Genomic DNA, 17,447 nt, shown 5'->3' on the forward strand with positions numbered 1-17,447 from the left:
AATAGAACCGCCGTATACCGAACGGTACGTACGGTGGTGTGAGAGGTCGGGGGTTAGTCACCCCCTCCTACTCGATTTCCTAATTTTTGAAATAAAAATGTTGAAAAATCCTAATAATAGTGTAAAATTTCACTAAAGGGATATAATTGTATTTAGTGGAAAAATGTTCATTAATGGAGAAGGTGATGAAATGGAACCTAGCAAAAGAGAAGAGAGGCGAAAAATTTTTCGCCAGGAGCTTTTCACTCTTAGAGAAGAAGGATACCTTTCTGAGGCAATCGTCGAAACGGTTGCAAAAGCACACCATCAATACCATTTGGATTTATTAGAACATGAGAGAATACCTATTCAAACGAAAAAAACGGAGCCTGTCAAAAAAACGGAACCAAAACCCCAAAAGGCTAAAAAGGTACTAACAGCGGAAGAGATTCGTGAGAGAAATATCACTTGGTCATTAAACATTGGAGTTATCTTTTTGTTGATTGGCGGATTATTCGTAGCCACAAGCAATTGGGAATCCATGACAAGTGTGATGAAAAGCGGATCCATTGCAGTGGTTGCATTAATGTTTTTTGGAATCGCCATGCTTGCAAAAAAGGTACTGAAAATTGAAAAAACAGCGTTTGCCTTTATTGTTCTTGGGAGTTTATTTCTGCCTATTTTTATCTTATCGTTAGGCTGGTTTGGACTATTAGGCGGGTATTTATCCATCAATGGAGAAGGCAGATATTTGCTTGGTATGCTGGGGAGTATTGTTCCTGTCATTGTTTATCTTCATTTCGCCAAAAACTTGGGATCCAGGCTGTTCGTCTGGTTTTCCTATGTATCGGTTTCTGCGGGTGCTGCTTTTTTGCTGGCAGGACTAAAACTAAATGTCGACTTCTTTTATTTTGGGATGATGCTGTTTAATGCGGTTGTTATTTTTATTTATCACCAGCTTAAAGGCAAAGAAACTTATAAATTGTTTACCAAAGAATTTGTGCCCTTTATACAGGTCAATCTCGTCCTTTGCACCTTATTCATGCTGTTTTTATATGACAATGAGGTTCTCTATAGTTTTAACCTTCTTTTGACCGCTGTGGTTTATTTATCGATGATGTATGTAAGTGGAAGAAAGGAATATCACTTCATATTTAGTGTGATGATTGTTTATGGAGCTTATCAGTTGATTGAAAACAGTTTCCTGGATTACTTTGGAGAGATTGTCTATGCCTTAATCGGTTTTGCCTTTGTGTTTATTCCGAAAGCGCTAGATAATAAGTTTTCACTTGATCGGGTATTTCAATATACAAGTGCCATTATCTCTGGTTTTGCTTTTATTTATATTAGCTTGGAGGGCATTTTACTCCGCTCCGGAAGTCCTTCTCTTGTACTAATGCTTGCCTATTTTATCATAGCAGCAAACTTTATCTATTTAGCTTATAGCAGCGGAAAAAAACTGTTTCCATATTTAAGTTCTGCTTTCATGGCATCAGGACTTTATGAGGCAATCTATTTAGTCTTATGGAAAATCGAAGGTATTGATATTTTATTATCGATATTTTGCAGTGGATTCCTCTTGTTCACTTTAATCGGAGTAGTAAGAGTTAAATGGCTATCTATTATTCATACAAGTTCCAAGGATGTTGGCTTAGCAGTAATGACTGCTAGCTTAATGGCCGCTATCCTGTTTAACCAATGGTGGGAGCTTGGGGTTATGCTGCTTCTAACGGTTATGGTCACTTATTTGATTTTGAAGAAGGAAGCAAGCGTTATTTTTAAGGAAATGGCTCTTTGGACTCTGCCAGTTTCACTTGGTTTTTCATTGGTTAGCTTTGGACAGGAATTAAATATACGAAATGAATACTATTCTGTTGAGTTTGGAAATGCTGTCAATTTTGCGGCAGGGGCCATTCTGGTGGTCTTATCAGCAGTACTTTGGAAAAAGTGGAGTGAGAAAAAGTTAATCAAAACTTCCCTTTTTTCATCGGCCAGCCTTTATGCGATTGCCATTGCCCATGCTTTATTTGGGCCAGTTAACCAGTTATGGGTACAGCCAATAATTATTGCAATTGGCGTTGCACTTTACTTTTACCTATATAAAAAGATTGGAACGGAGTGGGCACCGTTTCTTGTAAGCATCAACACAATGTTAGTTTATTTTTCGGTCATCCATTCCGTTTCCCTAAAGTTTGAATTTGGCCAACTCACGAGTTCCTTAATGGCTACAACAAGTGCAGTTTTCTTGCTGGGGATCGCTTACTTAACCAGAAAAATAGATTCCGTCTTGTCAGCTGCCTTTGTTTGGACGGGGCATATCTTATATCCAATTGCGCTGGCATCTACGTTGGTTCTTTATCACACGGAGGCGCTATATAGCTTTGCCATATCATTGATTGTATACGGTCTGAGTGCAAATTTGGCCAAAAAAGAATGGAATATCAAAATATTCCTTTACGGTGCTTTTACTTCGTTATTTTTACTAATTTCAACTGGTATGGATAAATGGCTGGATTCTGTTGTGGGATTGTATGAATTCCCAATTACAGCGGCTTTAATTCTATTATTCTCATTGCTGGTGAATGATGAATATAAAAAGAGAACGGCCAACTACTTGATTCCATTCGCTATTTTCGGAATTGGCTGTCTTCTTTGGACGTATCCGTTTACCTGGCAGCCTTATATCGTGATAATTGCATACACTTTGGTCACATTACTTTATTTGCATAAAACAAAATGGGATGTGCTTGGTATCATTCCGTTGTTTTTCTTGTTTGCGGCAACGGCACAATTTTCTTATTTAGGTGACCTGACCCCTGTACAAAACTTGCTCCTTTCAGGCGAGGTGGGGATTTTGATGTCGGCAATTGGCCATAAGGTATACGAAAAGCTGATAACCAAGGGAACAAATCTTATTACTTTCAATATAGACGGCTATACCATCATTTCCTTTTTGTATTTTTGGCTTATGTACTTCTTTATGGATGAATCACTATGGAGTCATGCTCTCCCTGGCATATTATTTGCCGGTAACTTTTTCTTGCAAAGAAAAAGAGTACCAGCAAACTTCTCGGTTTTTATGGGGATAATTGGCCTCGCTTATTTATTGCAGCCATACTATGCCATTATTGGGCTCCTCGATATTCCTCTTTTATGGGCGAGGGAAGTTCAGGTACTGCCTTTCATTGTCCTGGTGATATTTATTCGCCGCTTATTAAAAGGCAGGTACTCACAAATAACTAAAACGATTCAATGGGCCGTCCTTATCATTGTTTCATTATTATTAATCCAGGATGGGCTGGCAAGCAATACTATTTATGATGCCATTATTCTTGGTTCCCTTTCCTTACTGTCCATGCTTGCGGGAATGTATTTGCAAATAAAAGCTTACTTTTTTACAGGTGCAGGTGTTTTACTTCTGAATGTATTTTTGCAGACAAGACCTTATTGGGGGAATATGCCATGGTGGGCTTATTTGTTAATCGCCGGACTTATTCTGATTACTGTAGCCAGCTTTAACGAATGGCATAAACAAAAACTCCTGAAAGGGGAAACGACTTTTATTACTGTTTTAAAGGAAATGACAATTGATCGAATCAAGAGATGGGATTAACCCATCTGGAATTTTGTCTATATTTCTTGAAAAATACCATAAAGTCTGTTACTATAGTGTTAACTTAATATTTGTCATTTAGGAGGAGTCTGTCACTTAGGGATACGTATGCCCTTTGTTGACAGGCTTTTTTTGTTTCCATTTTTGTGAAGAGTCTGTTTGTAAAATTCAGACTCTTTTTTATTTTTTAGAAGGAAAGGTGATTTTGATGGAATTATTATTTCAATTGGCGGTTATTTTAATTGCCTCCAAAATAGCGGGGGATATCAGTGTCAGACTGGGACAGCCTTCTGTGTTGGGAAAACTGGTTATCGGTATTATTCTAGGGCCGGCTGTTTTAGGGCTAGTCGATGAAACAACGACACTAGAACAGCTCAGCCAAATAGGAGTCATTTTGTTAATGTTCATTGCCGGCATGGAAACAGATTTGGATGAATTTAAGCGTTCAGGAAAAGCTGCCACCTTTGTGGGGTTAAGCGGAATAATTGTTCCTTTGGCGGTCGGTTTTCTGGCCGGAATTCTCATGAATATGACCACGATAGAAGCCATATTTTTAGGGCTGCTTCTTTCCGCCACAAGTGTCAGTATTTCTGTCCAGGCGCTTAAAGAGTTAAATAAAATGCAGTCAAAAGAGGGAGCAGCAATTCTTGGGGCAGCGGTCATCGATGATGTCGTGGTTATTATTGCACTGGCGTTTTTAATGAGCATGGCTGGCGGCGATGTGAATTTAAGCATAGTCATTATTAAAAAGGTGCTCTTTTTCGGTGGTGCAATTTTAGCGGCGTGGAAGCTTGTTCCATGGATTTTAAAAAAGTTTGCCCCATTAAAGGTTACCGAGTCAGTCATTTCCGCGGCATTAATCATTTGTTTTCTTTATGCCTATTTAGCTGAGGTAACTGGTGTGGCAGCCATTATTGGTGCGTATATTGCCGGTGTGGCGATCAGTTTAACAGACTTCAAAAAGGAAGTCTTTGAAAAGGTGGAAACAATCGGCTATTCAATTTTTGTTCCAGTGTTCTTTACATCGATTGGTATAAAGGCTAGCTTCGAAGGCCTTGCGCAAAATATCGGTCTTATTATTGTCCTTAGCATAATTGCTATTTTAACAAAACTTATTGGTGCAGCTGCGGGCGCTAAAATGGCCCATTTCTCATGGAACAGTTCGCTTGGAATCGGTGCAGCCATGGTTTCCCGAGGTGAGGTTGCTTTGATTCTTGCCACAATCGGTATTGAGGCTAAATTAATTAACCAGCAGCTATTTTCCATCCTAGTTATCGTTGTTCTTGTGACTACAATTGTAACCCCGCCAATGATGAAGTTTTTCTTTCAGCGAGGCGTCAAGCAAAATGCAATGAAGAGTACGGCATAAAGGAAGAGGCTGCCCTCCTGGGGCAGCCTCTTGCCGTATCAGCTGACAGATTTTAATGGACTTGACAGTGTATTGTCAGGTGTCTTTTTGCCAACATTCCGCAATCCCATTATAAATCTGGTGGTAAATATTAAGGCTGCAGCAATAATGAAAATCCCGCACAATGCCCCCACTTGGTCAGATCCTGTCCACTCAGGTAAGTGCACGGCCCACCTTCTCGGTGCACTGATTTTTCCGGCATAAAGGAATGAACCAACCAATCCGGTAAAGAAAATAAAATAAGTGGAAATAGCTAATTTATCAAAACCTGTTTGTTTCTGAGAACCTTCTGTTTTATTGAAGTAATACATGAAACCGAAAATCATCGCGATTACGCCCATTCCCATGTAGGTATGGAAATGGCCGGGAACCCATTTCGTGTTGTGCATGACATGGTTAACGACAATGGTTGCATCAATAATAGCCGGTACAGCGCCTGCCACCCAGCCAAACATCGCCAGGAACATCATGCTTGAGGCAAAATCCCATTTCACGCTAGAGCGGAAAATAATCATTAAGGCGCCATAGGCTGTTACTACCATGACAGGAAGGCCGTTCGCATAGGAAAATACTTGTCCGATAATCAGCATCCATCGCGGTACGGCAAAGTCCATTAACAGATGGTGAGTATAAATCATAAGTGTGAATAAGGTAGAGAAGTTCCAAGCAATCAAAAAGGCTTTATTTGATTTCCATGGACGTCCTGTATATTCCTGCAGGATTTCATAAACCGCAATAACAGCCATATAAATTGTACAGTTAGCGAAAATATGGCCAAACGCATAGGTCAAATGCTTTGCAAGCATCGGATCAAAGGTGAAATCTGGATTGATAATGTTTATGATTGATTCCATTAGTGCAGTAGCACCAGCAAGAATTCCAACTGAATTGGCGATAATTACCATTGTTGTTGCCACAACTGCCGCCGGCGGTCCATATCCCTGTTTCCCTCTAAAGATATAATCCCAGCCCAGAGATTTTCCTAAGCCGCCGTATTCCTTGATCAGTCTTGCTGCCAAATAGAAATACATAACAAGGTAGCCGACACCAAGAATTAGAAGCCCAAACAGGAACAACAATGCCCCAGTCATCCCTTTGAATTTTGCTGAAAACGATGGAAGCGGGTACAGGAACGTCCATCCATCCGAAAAATTAAATCCGAAAATGGCGGTCAGAATTAAAACAACACCAATTAAAGACAAGGCCAAATTGACAAAAAAGACTTTATGATTTAATTGGATATATTTTGATAGAAAGTACCACATGATGGCACTGCCGCCCAATGAAGCAATTCCAATCATACCTGTTCCATGAATGGTCATCACCTTATAAAACATCTCCGGTGAAATTTTAACAACATTTCCTTGGTTCAATAGCATAATTACGCCGAAAATCATCATCAGAACCAGTACAACTGAGGTAACCACTAACGAAAAAGCCACGCCTTTTTTAATAGATTTACGTGCATTGTTACTCAAATTTAGTTACCTCCTTTTGGCTTGACGACAATATCCTTAATCATGACATGATGTCCGGTACTGCAATATTCCAAGCATAATATTTTGTAGGTGCCCGGTTTTGTAAATGTTATCTCCACTACATTGGTATATTCAGGCATTGCCTGCGTCTGGGCAATTAACTGCATGTTTGGATCATATAGTCCAAATCCATGGGTTACATCCTTGCTAGTGACACGAAACTGAACAGGTTCTCCAACGACAAAGTGGTCATCACTTAGTTCCCAGGAAAATTGCATCCCCGCAACATCCACAATCTTGCTTTTTGTATCTGCTTTGGCATGCTGGGCATGATAAGGCAGTTTACTTAATGACAGGGCAGTAGCGAACCCCATCACAGCAACAAGCCCTAAAAAATAAAACTTCCGGATTTTGTAGCCTTTCTCTTGAATAGGCCCATACTCTCGTTGTTTCCTCGACTCCCCATAAACGAAAGAAAAAGCAAGTGCAATGAGGAAAACAAAGAACAGTGTAGCGTACCATGCAATAGATTGGTACATGAAATCCCCTCCCAATATTGTTTCAAAAAACAAGTCATCCCCCAACAACTTGTTATTCCTTTACATTTTAATGTCCTTCTTGTGACAAAATAGTGAAAAAAATCATACATTCCAGTAAAACTGAAAATTTTCCTATTTAAATAACTTTTTTTCAAAAAAAATAGGAAAGTACCCCCAACATTTACATAACGTATTCGAATATTTTAGTAAATTACTATACTCGGGAGGTTAGATGATGGGAACCTTATTGATTGACATTGACAAATTACTAGAAGCTACTTCAGATCTAACATCTGAGAAAAATATTGGAAAATTGAAACCGGTAGAAATTGACAAGCTGCTTGACTGTACAAAAGATTGGTAAAAATTAGGACCTAGTTCCTCCGAATACTTTTTATAGATTTTGCCTTCCATTATTGGAAGGTTTTTTTTATTAAAAAAAATACTAAAACAGTGAAACTCTTTTGATTTGCCGCTTTAAAGCAAAAAATAAATTTTGAATTTTCTATTGCTTTTGTACTAAAAAAATACTAGAATAATTTTTAATATAATTAATTTTTAGAAAATAAATTAGGGGGATTACTTAATGAAGAAAAAAGTAAAAGGTCTTTCCATAGCTCTAGCCGGAATGCTGCTTCTTGCCGGCTGTGGAAGTAAGGAAACTTCCAGCGGCTCGGAAAAAGGCGGGGCAGATAAGGAATTTAAAGTCGGAATCAGCCAGTTTGCACCGCACCCTTCTTTGGATGCAGCAACAGAAGGCTTTAAGAAGGCATTAGCAGACAAAGGAATCAAAGTGAAGTTTGATGAACAAAATGCTCAAGCAGATATGAACAACACCCAAACAATTGCTAAGAATTTTGTAGGTGACAAGGTTGATTTAATCTTTGCAAATGCTACTCCAAGTGCTACAGCAGCCTTGAATGCAACAAAAGACATTCCAATTATTTTTACATCTGTAACTGATCCGGTTGGCGCAGGTCTAGTAAAAGCTTTTGACCAGCCTGGAAAAAATATTACAGGAACAACTGATAACCATCCAGAAGCAACAAAGAAAACAATAAATTTCATTACGGATGAAGTAAAAGCCAAGAATGTTGGCGTCATTTATAACTCCGGTGAGCAAAATTCCGAAGTCCAAGTAAAAGAGGTCAAGAAATTAGTAGAAGAGAAGGGTGCTAAGCTTGTAGAGGTTTCTGTTGCCAATACTTCAGAGGTTAAGCAGGCAGCTGAATCCTTGGTAGGCCGAGTGGATGCCATTTACGTACCGACTGACAATACGGTTGTTACGGCTCTTGATTCAGTTATCAGCGTAGCTAACAGCAAAAAGATTCCTCTGTTTGTCGGTGAACTTGATTCTATGAAAAAAGGTGCCGTTGCAGCAACTGGATTCAATTATTATGACATTGGCTATCAATCTGGTGTAATGGCTGCTGACATTTTATCCGGAAAGAAAAAAACTTCCGAAATTCCGGTTGAGCTGCCGAAGACTTTAAAATTGGTCATTAATAAAAAAGCTGCCGAAGCTCAAGGACTTGAAGTGAAAGAAGAATGGAGCAAGCTTGGCGAGTTTTATGACGGGAAATAGAAAAGCGGAAGCGCCTAGGCGCTGGAGCTAGACAAATAAGAGTGACGAATAGATTATCAGGAGTCAATCTTTCTTTAGGATTGACTCCTTATGTGCTTGACACAAATTAATGTAGGTCAAATTGTTTTTGGCTAAATGTCAAAAAAGGAAAGGATGAACACAATGTTTACAGCCATATTTGGATCATTCGAGGCAGGTATCATCTATGCGATTATGGCGCTGGGCGTCTATCTATCCTTTCGTATTCTAGATTTCCCGGATTTAACGGTAGATGGAAGTTTTGTTACAGGAGGCGCTATTGCCGCGGTCATGATTGCGGGGGGAGCGAATCCCTTTTTAGCAACTATAATGGCTTTATTTGCCGGTTTTCTTGCTGGATGTATGACCGGGATCCTGCATACCTTTGGAAAAATTAACAATCTGCTTGCCGGTATTCTAATGATGATTGCCCTCTACTCCATTAACTTAAGAATCATGGGGCGTTCCAACATTCCATTATTAAATACGGATACAGCCTTCACGAAAATTGGCGATATTTTCGAAAAATCAGGAATTGATTCTTTCCTTAACGGACTGCTAACGGCAGCAGGCTTAGGTGACAGTCTTCCTGAAACATGGGGCATTCTTATTTTCATGCTTGTGGTTACCTTTATGATTAAATTCCTGACTGATTGGTTTTTACAAACGGAAATCGGGCTTGCTGTCAGAGCGACAGGAAATAATCAGCGGATGATCCGCAGTTTTTCGGCCAATACAAATCTTTTGACTGTTCTTGGTTTGGGACTCTCCAATGCTTTGGTAGCTTTTTCCGGAGCACTGATTGCCCAGCAAGGCGGTTTTGCGGATGTCGGAATGGGTATTGGTATGATTATTATCGGGCTTGCATCTGTTATCATTGGTGAAGCATTGTTCGGTACTAAAACAATTGCCAGAACTACACTTGCTGTTATTGGAGGTTCCATTATCTACCGGATTGTTGTTTCAATGGCACTAAGAATTGAATTCCTCGATCCAGGAGATATGAAGCTGATAACCGCCATAATTGTCATTCTTGCTTTGACAACACCTAAGATTATTGAGCGTTCAAAAGAGAAAAAGCGGAAAACTCGCAGAAAAGCAGAAAAACTGGGCGTAATGCAAGCATCTGTAGAGCGGAAGGGTGAAAATCATGCTGCAGTTAAATCAGATTCATAAAATTTTCAACGAAGGTTCGCCGGATGAAAAGATTGCCATTGATCATATTAATTTAACTATGAAAAAGGGAGATTTCGTTACAGTAATCGGAAGTAACGGAGCGGGTAAGTCAACGCTGATGAATATTATTTCCGGCGGTATACTACCTGATATTGGGGAAGTTTTTATCGACGGTAAAAATGTGACCACAATGTCCGAGTATAAACGTGCCAAAATGATTGGCCGCGTCTTCCAGGATCCGATGGCCGGTACCGCACCAAGCATGACAATTGAAGAGAATCTGGCAATGGCATATTCCCGGAATAAAACAAGAACCCTTAGCAGGGGTGTTACAAAAAAACGCCGCGATTATTTCCGGGAGGTTTTAGAGTCGCTTCATCTTGGACTGGAAAATCGTCTCAGTGCAAAGGTCGGGCTCCTGTCAGGTGGGGAACGTCAAGCCTTATCATTATTAATGGCAACGTTCACAGAGCCATCCATTCTCCTTTTGGATGAACATACCGCTGCCCTTGATCCATCTCGTGCAGAGTTAATTACGAATTTGACAAAGGAAATCGTCGATAAGTATAAGCTTACTACCTTAATGGTTACCCATAATATGCAGCAGGCTATAGACCTTGGGAACCGCTTGATTATGATGGATAAAGGTCAAATAATTTTAGAAGTAAACGAGGAACAGAAGAAAGGTCTAACTATTGAAGGATTACTCGAGGAATTCAAACGAATCCGCGGCGTCCAAATGGCTAGCGACCGGGCCGTCCTCTCGTAAAAAATTTTTTTGCTGGAAAGACGGACAATATTTTATTGAAATACATTTCCAACACTTAAATAGTAGAAACATACCGCTGTCTGGTATGTTTCTTTTTTATTTTAAAAAAATTAGTGTTTAATGCCTCAAAGCGTTATTGCTTTGCACTCTATTCTTGAGGGAATAGGCTGCCTCTTTTTACAATGTATTTATATTATAAATAAAGCTAAGGGGGGTAAAACATGAAAGAAAGGATATCGAGAGCAGAGCAGTTGGTCGAGGACTTTTTCCCAGTGAGGGACGTGGATTATATAGAAATTTATACCGGGAATGCCAAGCAGGCATGCCATTATTTTTGTACTGCCTTTGGATTTAGGCCAATTGCCTATTCCGGGCTTGAAACCGGGAATCGCGAAAACGTTTCCTATGTATTGAAACAGGGAAATATCCGCCTTGTTCTTACCGGATCCTACACAGAAAATACGCGGACAGCACTATTTGTTAAAAAACATGGTGACGGCGTAAAGGATGTGGCCCTGCTGGTTGACGATGTTACAAAGGCCTTTGAGGAGGCAGTAAACAGAGGAGCTATTGCAATTGCCGCTCCATTTGAAATGAAAGATGAAAATGGTGTCGTGAAAAAAGCCGTTCTCGGTACCTACGGCGATACCATTCATACGCTTATAGAACGGAAAAAATATCAAGGTGCCTTTTTACCTGGGTATAAGCCTTATTCTAACAATCTGCCGGTAGAGGAAACAGGTTTAATTGGGTTTGACCATGTTGTTGGCAATGTTGAAAGCATGGAGGAATGGGTAGAGTACTATTCCAAGGTGATGGGCTTTAAGGAAATGAAGCATTTTAGTGATAAGGATATCACAACCGAATATTCGGCACTCATGTCAAAAGTGATGCATAACGGCGGTAGAATCAAATTCCCGATTAATGAACCTGCAGAGGGTAAGCGCAAGTCGCAAATTCAAGAATACCTGGAATTCTATAATGGCCCGGGGGTTCAGCATCTGGCCATTTTAACTGAGGATATCGTTTCAACGGTAACGGCGTTAAGGAAAAATGGTGTGGAATTCCTATCTACTCCGGGAGCCTATTATGATTCATTAGCAGAGCGGATTGGAAAGATTGATGAAGAGATTGGAAAACTGCGTGAATTGAATATTTTAGTAGACCGTGATGATGAGGGATATTTGCTGCAAATCTTCACAAAGCCGATTGTCGACCGTCCGACCCTCTTTATTGAAATCATCCAGCGTAAAGGGGCAAGGGGCTTTGGTGAAGGAAACTTTAAGGCTCTATTTGAATCCATTGAACGGGAGCAGGAGAAAAGAGGAAATCTATAAAAATAGAATATTAGCTGTTTTTAAAAGGGCGTGGTGAAGAATGTACTACCGTCAAATGGGAAAGCTGCCCCGCAAGCGGCATACGATATTTAAAAAAGAGGATGGGAGCCTTTATAGAGAGCAGGTTATGGGTACCAGGGGGTTTTCCGGCACACAATCAATTCTTTACCATCATTATATGCCGACAGAAGTTGTAAAAGTGGAACTAAAGGGCAGTTATCTTCCGGAATATGAAGAGCAGCAACCGCTTAAGCATCGGCATTTTTTTACAAATAAAATTAACAGGCGTGGAGATTTCTTAAACGCAAGAGAGTACCTTTTGGGAAATCAAGATTTGTTAATCGGGACAGCGACTGTCACAGAAGGGATAAACAGCTTTTATCGAAATGGTGACGGAGATGAGATGCTGTTTATTCATACCGGCACAGGAAAGCTGGAGACGATGTTTGGGACGTTATCGTACGGACCAGGTGATTACCTGCTCATTCCGATAGGAACAATTTACAGATTGATTCCTAAAGGTGCTGAACCGACAAAGATGCTGTTTGTTGAGGCATTCAGTCAAATCACGACACCTCGGCGTTATCGGAACGAATACGGGCAGCTGCTGGAGCATAGTCCGTTTTGCGAACGGGACATCCGCGGTCCGGAAAGGTTAGAAACCTATAATCAATCTGGGGAATTCGAGGTGTTAACGAAGTCACGCGAGGCTATCCATTCGCACATTATTGGCCATCATCCGCTTGATGTGGCAGGCTGGGACGGTTATTTGTACCCGTGGGCCTTTAATATAGAAAACTTTGAACCAATTACAGGAAGGATTCATCAGCCACCGCCGGTTCATCAAACATTTGAAGGAAACAATTTTGTTGTTTGTTCATTTGTTCCGCGTCTTTACGATTATCATCCTGAGGCCATCCCGGCACCATATTATCATAGCAATGTAAACAGTGACGAGCTTCTCTATTATGTAAAGGGCAATTTTATGAGCCGTAAGGGTATCCAGGAAGGATCGATTACCCTGCACCCGAGCGGAATTCCGCATGGACCTCACCCGGGGAAAACGGAGGCGAGCATTGGGAAGAAAGAGACACTTGAATTGGCTGTTATGATTGATACCTTTCACCCATTGAAGGCTGTAAAAAATGCTCATGAATATGAGGACCCTGCCTATATGTATTCCTGGTACGAAAGGAAAGAATAGAATGGCTGAAGCAATCCAACATTAAGGTTGGGTTGTTTTTTCATTTAAGGAGGATTATTTTAATAAAAATGGTATGCTTTAGATAGAGGTTTTTGTGAGAGGTGAAATGAATGAAATTGGAAGCTATATTAGCAAAATTAAAGGAGCATACTCCAGAAATACTAGGGAGCAAGAAATTTTCAAAATATGCGGTTATGGTGCCGCTAGTATTAAAAGGTGATGAAGTTCATGTCTTATTTGAGGTTCGGTCTCTTCAGTTAAAAAGACAGCCGGGTGAAATCTGTTTTCCTGGCGGAAAGATTGATTCCCATGACGAGGACGCTGAAGCCGCTGCCATCCGTGAGACAAATGAGGAACTCCGGATTGACAGAGAAGAGATATCAAAAGTCTATCCGCTTGATTACATGGTTTCGCCCTTTGGCATGATTATATATCCTTATGCAGGGTTCATAAAGAATCCGGAAAAGGTAAACCCAAATCCATCTGAAGTTGGAGAAGTATTTACCGTGCCGTTGTCCTTCTTTTTTGAAAAAGAGCCGGAAGTTTATCATATTGAATTTAAAATGGAGCCGGAAAAAAATTTTCCGTTTGATTTGATTGTTGGCGGTGAGAATTATAATTGGCGTGCACGAGGGATGGAGGAATATTTCTATCTTTATGAAGATAAAGTCATTTGGGGATTGACAGCCAGAATTCTTGCCCATTTTATTGAGCTAATCCGCGGAGAATAAGCTTTCACTCAGGCAGTGTGTTTATCGTAAAATGCACTGTTTTTTTCTCGTTTTTTGTAAATGTCCACCTGGAATGAACATTTGTACACATATAACGGAAAAAACACTTGAATAATTTCAAAATTGTACTAAAATTAAGTTTATATTTTTAAAAATTAGGAGATGTCAGAATGAAGGTCGTTAAGTTTGGGGGCTCCTCTTTAGCTTCAGGAAAACAACTTGAAAAGGTATTCCAAATTGTCATGTCAGATCCTGAACGAAAAGTGGTTGTTGTATCAGCACCGGGTAAGCGGAACCCGGAAGATATAAAAGTAACTGATTTATTAATAACATGTGCCGAAAAATCGCTGGCAAACAGTAATCCTGTAGAAGAAATTAACACCGTTCTAGCAAGATATCGGGATATTGCAGAGGAGCTTTCGCTTCCAGGAGAAATCATTGCAGATATCGAGGATGATTTATTCGCAAGATTGAACGGTGACAAGGATAAGCCTGATCGTTACATAGACCGGTTAAAAGCCGCTGGTGAAGATAATAATGCCAAATTGGTGGCAGCATTTTTCCGCAAGCGGGAAGTTGAGGCCTATTATGTCGATCCGAAAGAGGCTGGGCTGGTTGTAAGCCCAGAACCGGGAAATGCACAGGCACTGCCTGAAGCATATGAACGCTTATTTGCACTCCGTAATCAGCCTGGCATTTTAATTTTTCCAGGATTCTTTGGCTACAGCGAAGAAGGTGAAGTTTTTACCTTTTCACGAAGCGGCTCCGATATTACTGGTTCCATTCTCGCGAATGCTTTAAAGGCTGATTTGTATGAGAACTTTACGGATGTGGATGCCGTTTATTCCGTTAACCCTTATATTGTTGAAAAACCAAAGGAAATAAAGGAATTAACATACCGAGAAATGCGGGAGCTTTCCTATGCAGGTTTTAGTGTATTGCATGATGAGGCACTTGTGCCGGCCTTCCGTGCGGGAATCCCAGTTCATGTCAAGAACACTAATAATCCAAGTGCCCCAGGTACGAGGATTGTGGCTGAGCGGGAAAACACCAACGGGCCAGCCATCGGGATTGCCAGTGATAAAGGCTTTTGCAGCATTTATGTGAGCAAATACTTAATGAACCGTGAAGTAGGCTTCGGACGTAAACTTCTCGGGATTTTAGAAGACTTCGGATTATCATATGAGCATACGCCGTCAGGAATAGATGATATTTCTGTGATTTTACGAGAAAACCAGTTTGACGGGGAAATGGAAAAGGAAATTCTGCAGCGTATTAAAACAGAACTACACGCAGATGAAGTAAAGCTTGTCCATGGACTTTCTCTGATCATGGTAGTTGGAGAGGGAATGCGCCGAAATGTAGGGACAATGGCCAGAGCCTCCAAGGCCTTGGCAAAAGCCAAGGTTAATATCGAAATGATTAATCAAGGTTCATCCGAGGTTAGCATGATGTTTGGTGTGAAATCAGTTGATGAAAAAAGAGCTGTAAAGGCGATTTATGAGGAGTTTTTTACAGCGGTGACCGTATAAGTTAAAAAGCAGCCTTAGTGATTGGGGCTGCTTTTATCTTCCCTTGTTCAGTTTTATCTTTGTCCTTATCCCGGACCATATCGCAATCACTAAACCGCCAAGGGTGTCCGCAATTAGGTCGGTCATCGTATCCTTATTCCCTCCGCCTTGTAGAGTCATCCCCAAAAACTGGTCACAGCTAAATTCATAAACCTCCCATAGCACACCGCCGAGAACGGCAAATGATAACGTAAATAAAAACACAAACCAGGGAGATATATCTTCTCCGGCGGACCTGTGTATCAGCCGTTCATATAAGGCGATGCCGGCAAAAGCTAAAATTGCCCCGCTGACCACATGCATAAAGGTGTCCCACCAGCCGAGCCCATACCAGCCGCGAATAGAACCCAAATATTGTGAGCCCACTAAAAAAATTAAATAGGAAATGACGATGGGCAGATTAAATTGGAGTTTTGTAAATAACGCCAAGAGAAGCGGGATTGCGCCGCATACAATGCCGCCTATGGCTACGGTTGATTTAAAGGATTGCCCCTGATTATGATAATAGACAGATAAAATTGCCATGAAAATTACGTATAATCCGCTTAATAAAAGGACAAGTTTTCGATTCATATATGCCACCCCAACCTACACAGTCTGTTTTCTAACTTTTGCATAAACAGCCACGAGAATACCCCCTGCAAGACCGAATAGCAAATCAAGCATCGTATCTTTATTCCCGCCTCTTTGCATGGTGTGCGTAAAGGTGATATCTCCTAAAAATTCGTAAATCTCCCATAGTGCACTGGCCAAAACGGATAATGAGAGGACGAAAAGGAAAAGAATCCAAGAGGAGACATCATTTCGAGCCTTCGTTGTAATCATATTCTTAAATAAGGCAATTCCCACAATCCCTACGTACACCCCTTTATAAAAATGAAGAGTGGAATCCCACCATTTGTAATGTAAATAAAAACTGGAGATTGACCCTAAATATAACGTGCAAAATAAAAAGAAATAATACCCTATGATAATGGGAAGGTTGAAGGGATTCTTTTTAAAACGCAATAAAAAAAGTGGAAGGGCGCTGACTAGTATTCCACCGAGAGCTACCTGCCATCTGGTTGAGTCCCCCTTCATAATGTATATAATAAATAGGACAGCCATAAATAAAATAAAAATCGTACTTAAAACAGCAAGAACCTTTCGCCACATAATTGCACCTCTTTACAAGAGTCCTGCCTGATATTATGCCCATTATGTTCCGATTTTACCCGAGTATGTATCCGGCACTCGCCAACAGCTTATTAAAAATGTATAGTAATACTGGAATAGATAGTAACTTATATTGAATAACTTTGTGGAGGCTTCTTATGCAAAGGGCACAAATACCGACATATGAACGAATCGCCATCGATTTAGCCAATCGAATTTACGATGGGGAATTTAAAGTTGGCGATAAGATTCATGGAAGATCGACATTGGCTAGTGATTACAAGGTATCTCCGGAAACAGTCAGGAGGGCCATCAAAATTTTGGAGGATGTGGAAATTGTCCAGTCCACAAAGGGAAGCGGGATTGTCATCTCATCCCGTGAAAATGCTTTTAAATATATTTCACGTTTTTCGAATCTGGCTAGCATTAAGGAATTAGAAAAACAAATGAATACACTTATGTTGGAACGAAATAAGCTGGATGACCAGTTGTTTGATACGCTTCGAAAAATATTGGATTATTCAGGGAAACTTCGTCACACGAATCCGCTTGCCCCGATTGAAGTAGAAATTCTTCCAACCTGCAGCCATATCGGCAAGACTATTTCGGATTTGAAATTTTGGCAAAACACTGGAGGCACAGTAATTGGGATCAAAAGACAGGGAGGCCTCGTAATCTCTCCAGGACCGTACGCGCTTATTCTAGAAGGGGATGTATTGCTCGTGATTGGCAGCGAGGAAACCTATGACAGGGTGGTTCATTTTATACAGGAATAAGAACAGGAGGCGACGTTTTGTCAGCCTCCTGTTGTTTGTGCGCCCGGCATGGGTGCAGTCTCTAGGGTGTAAGTCCCGAGCCACGAAGGCAGTAGTAGTGGTTAGCTT

At 40.6% G+C, this 17,447-nt stretch carries 15 protein-coding genes; 11 read left to right on the forward strand and 4 right to left on the reverse strand.

Annotated elements, in window-relative coordinates; translation table 11 throughout:
* The first annotated feature begins 190 nt into the window (after positions 1-190).
* Positions 191-3,592: a hypothetical protein gene (locus KHB02_RS27700; protein ID WP_213145200.1), complete on the forward strand. Its 3,402-nt coding sequence runs from the start codon at positions 191-193 to the stop codon at positions 3,590-3,592.
* A 208-nt stretch (positions 3,593-3,800) separates the two neighbouring features.
* Positions 3,801-4,961 (forward strand): cation:proton antiporter, encoded by a 1,161-nt coding sequence (locus KHB02_RS27705; RefSeq protein WP_213145201.1) that lies wholly within the window; start codon positions 3,801-3,803, stop codon positions 4,959-4,961.
* 38 nt (positions 4,962-4,999) lie between these two features.
* On the opposite strand, the gene KHB02_RS27710 is transcribed toward KHB02_RS27705, so the two are convergent.
* Together KHB02_RS27710 and KHB02_RS27715 are read right to left on the reverse strand one after the other, a co-directional pair.
* On the reverse strand, positions 5,000-6,478 hold the full coding sequence (locus KHB02_RS27710) for a cbb3-type cytochrome c oxidase subunit I (protein ID WP_213145202.1): 1,479 nt from the start codon (positions 6,476-6,478) through the stop codon (positions 5,000-5,002).
* A 2-nt stretch (positions 6,479-6,480) separates the two neighbouring features.
* Positions 6,481-7,017 (reverse strand): cupredoxin domain-containing protein, encoded by a 537-nt coding sequence (locus KHB02_RS27715; RefSeq protein ID WP_213145203.1) that lies wholly within the window; start codon positions 7,015-7,017, stop codon positions 6,481-6,483.
* 232 nt (positions 7,018-7,249) lie between these two features.
* On the opposite strand from KHB02_RS27715, the gene KHB02_RS29865 reads away from it, so the two are divergent.
* The 8 genes from KHB02_RS29865 to KHB02_RS27750 all read left to right on the forward strand — a co-directional run bounded on the left by KHB02_RS29865 (position 7,250) and on the right by KHB02_RS27750 (position 15,369).
* Positions 7,250-7,381: a hypothetical protein gene (locus tag KHB02_RS29865; RefSeq protein ID WP_277398402.1), complete on the forward strand. Its 132-nt coding sequence runs from the start codon at positions 7,250-7,252 to the stop codon at positions 7,379-7,381.
* 222 nt (positions 7,382-7,603) lie between these two features.
* On the forward strand, positions 7,604-8,602 hold the full coding sequence (locus KHB02_RS27720) for an ABC transporter substrate-binding protein (protein WP_213145204.1): 999 nt from the start codon (positions 7,604-7,606) through the stop codon (positions 8,600-8,602).
* Positions 8,603-8,764: 162 nt separating this feature from the next.
* Positions 8,765-9,796 (forward strand): ABC transporter permease, encoded by a 1,032-nt coding sequence (locus KHB02_RS27725; protein WP_213145205.1) that lies wholly within the window; start codon positions 8,765-8,767, stop codon positions 9,794-9,796.
* Complete coding sequence (locus KHB02_RS27730; protein ID WP_213145206.1) at positions 9,771-10,565, forward strand: ABC transporter ATP-binding protein; 795 nt, start codon at positions 9,771-9,773, stop codon at positions 10,563-10,565. Before KHB02_RS27725 ends, KHB02_RS27730 begins: the two co-directional genes overlap by 26 nt.
* A 221-nt stretch (positions 10,566-10,786) precedes the next feature.
* Entirely contained in the window at positions 10,787-11,902 is a 1,116-nt protein-coding gene (gene hppD / locus KHB02_RS27735) for a 4-hydroxyphenylpyruvate dioxygenase (RefSeq protein ID WP_213145207.1), read from the forward strand.
* Between the two features lie 40 nt (positions 11,903-11,942).
* Complete coding sequence (locus KHB02_RS27740; RefSeq protein WP_213145208.1) at positions 11,943-13,106, forward strand: homogentisate 1,2-dioxygenase; 1,164 nt, start codon at positions 11,943-11,945, stop codon at positions 13,104-13,106.
* Between the two features lie 110 nt (positions 13,107-13,216).
* Positions 13,217-13,837 carry an NUDIX hydrolase gene (locus tag KHB02_RS27745; protein ID WP_213145209.1) on the forward strand — a complete coding sequence of 207 codons (621 nt, stop codon included), beginning with the start codon at positions 13,217-13,219 and terminating at the stop codon, positions 13,835-13,837.
* Positions 13,838-14,007: 170 nt separating this feature from the next.
* Positions 14,008-15,369 (forward strand): aspartate kinase, encoded by a 1,362-nt coding sequence (locus KHB02_RS27750; protein ID WP_213145210.1) that lies wholly within the window; start codon positions 14,008-14,010, stop codon positions 15,367-15,369.
* Between the two features lie 33 nt (positions 15,370-15,402).
* On the opposite strand, the gene KHB02_RS27755 is transcribed toward KHB02_RS27750, so the two are convergent.
* Together KHB02_RS27755 and KHB02_RS27760 are read right to left on the reverse strand one after the other, a co-directional pair.
* Positions 15,403-15,981 carry a DUF2238 domain-containing protein gene (locus tag KHB02_RS27755; RefSeq protein WP_213145211.1) on the reverse strand — a complete coding sequence of 193 codons (579 nt, stop codon included), beginning with the start codon at positions 15,979-15,981 and terminating at the stop codon, positions 15,403-15,405.
* A gap of 15 nt (positions 15,982-15,996) precedes the next feature.
* The gene (locus KHB02_RS27760) at positions 15,997-16,563 is read right to left on the reverse strand and encodes a DUF2238 domain-containing protein (RefSeq protein WP_213145212.1); all 567 of its coding nucleotides are present in this window, start codon (positions 16,561-16,563) and stop codon (positions 15,997-15,999) included.
* Between the two features lie 158 nt (positions 16,564-16,721).
* Here KHB02_RS27760 and KHB02_RS27765 point away from each other — a divergent pair, with 158 nt between their 5' ends.
* On the forward strand, positions 16,722-17,339 hold the full coding sequence (locus KHB02_RS27765) for a GntR family transcriptional regulator (protein ID WP_213145213.1): 618 nt from the start codon (positions 16,722-16,724) through the stop codon (positions 17,337-17,339).
* Positions 17,340-17,447 lie beyond the last annotated feature (108 nt).

Origin of the sequence: Neobacillus citreus (genome assembly GCF_018343545.2) — a bacterium.
GTDB lineage: Bacteria > Bacillota > Bacilli > Bacillales > Cytobacillaceae > Neobacillus > Neobacillus citreus.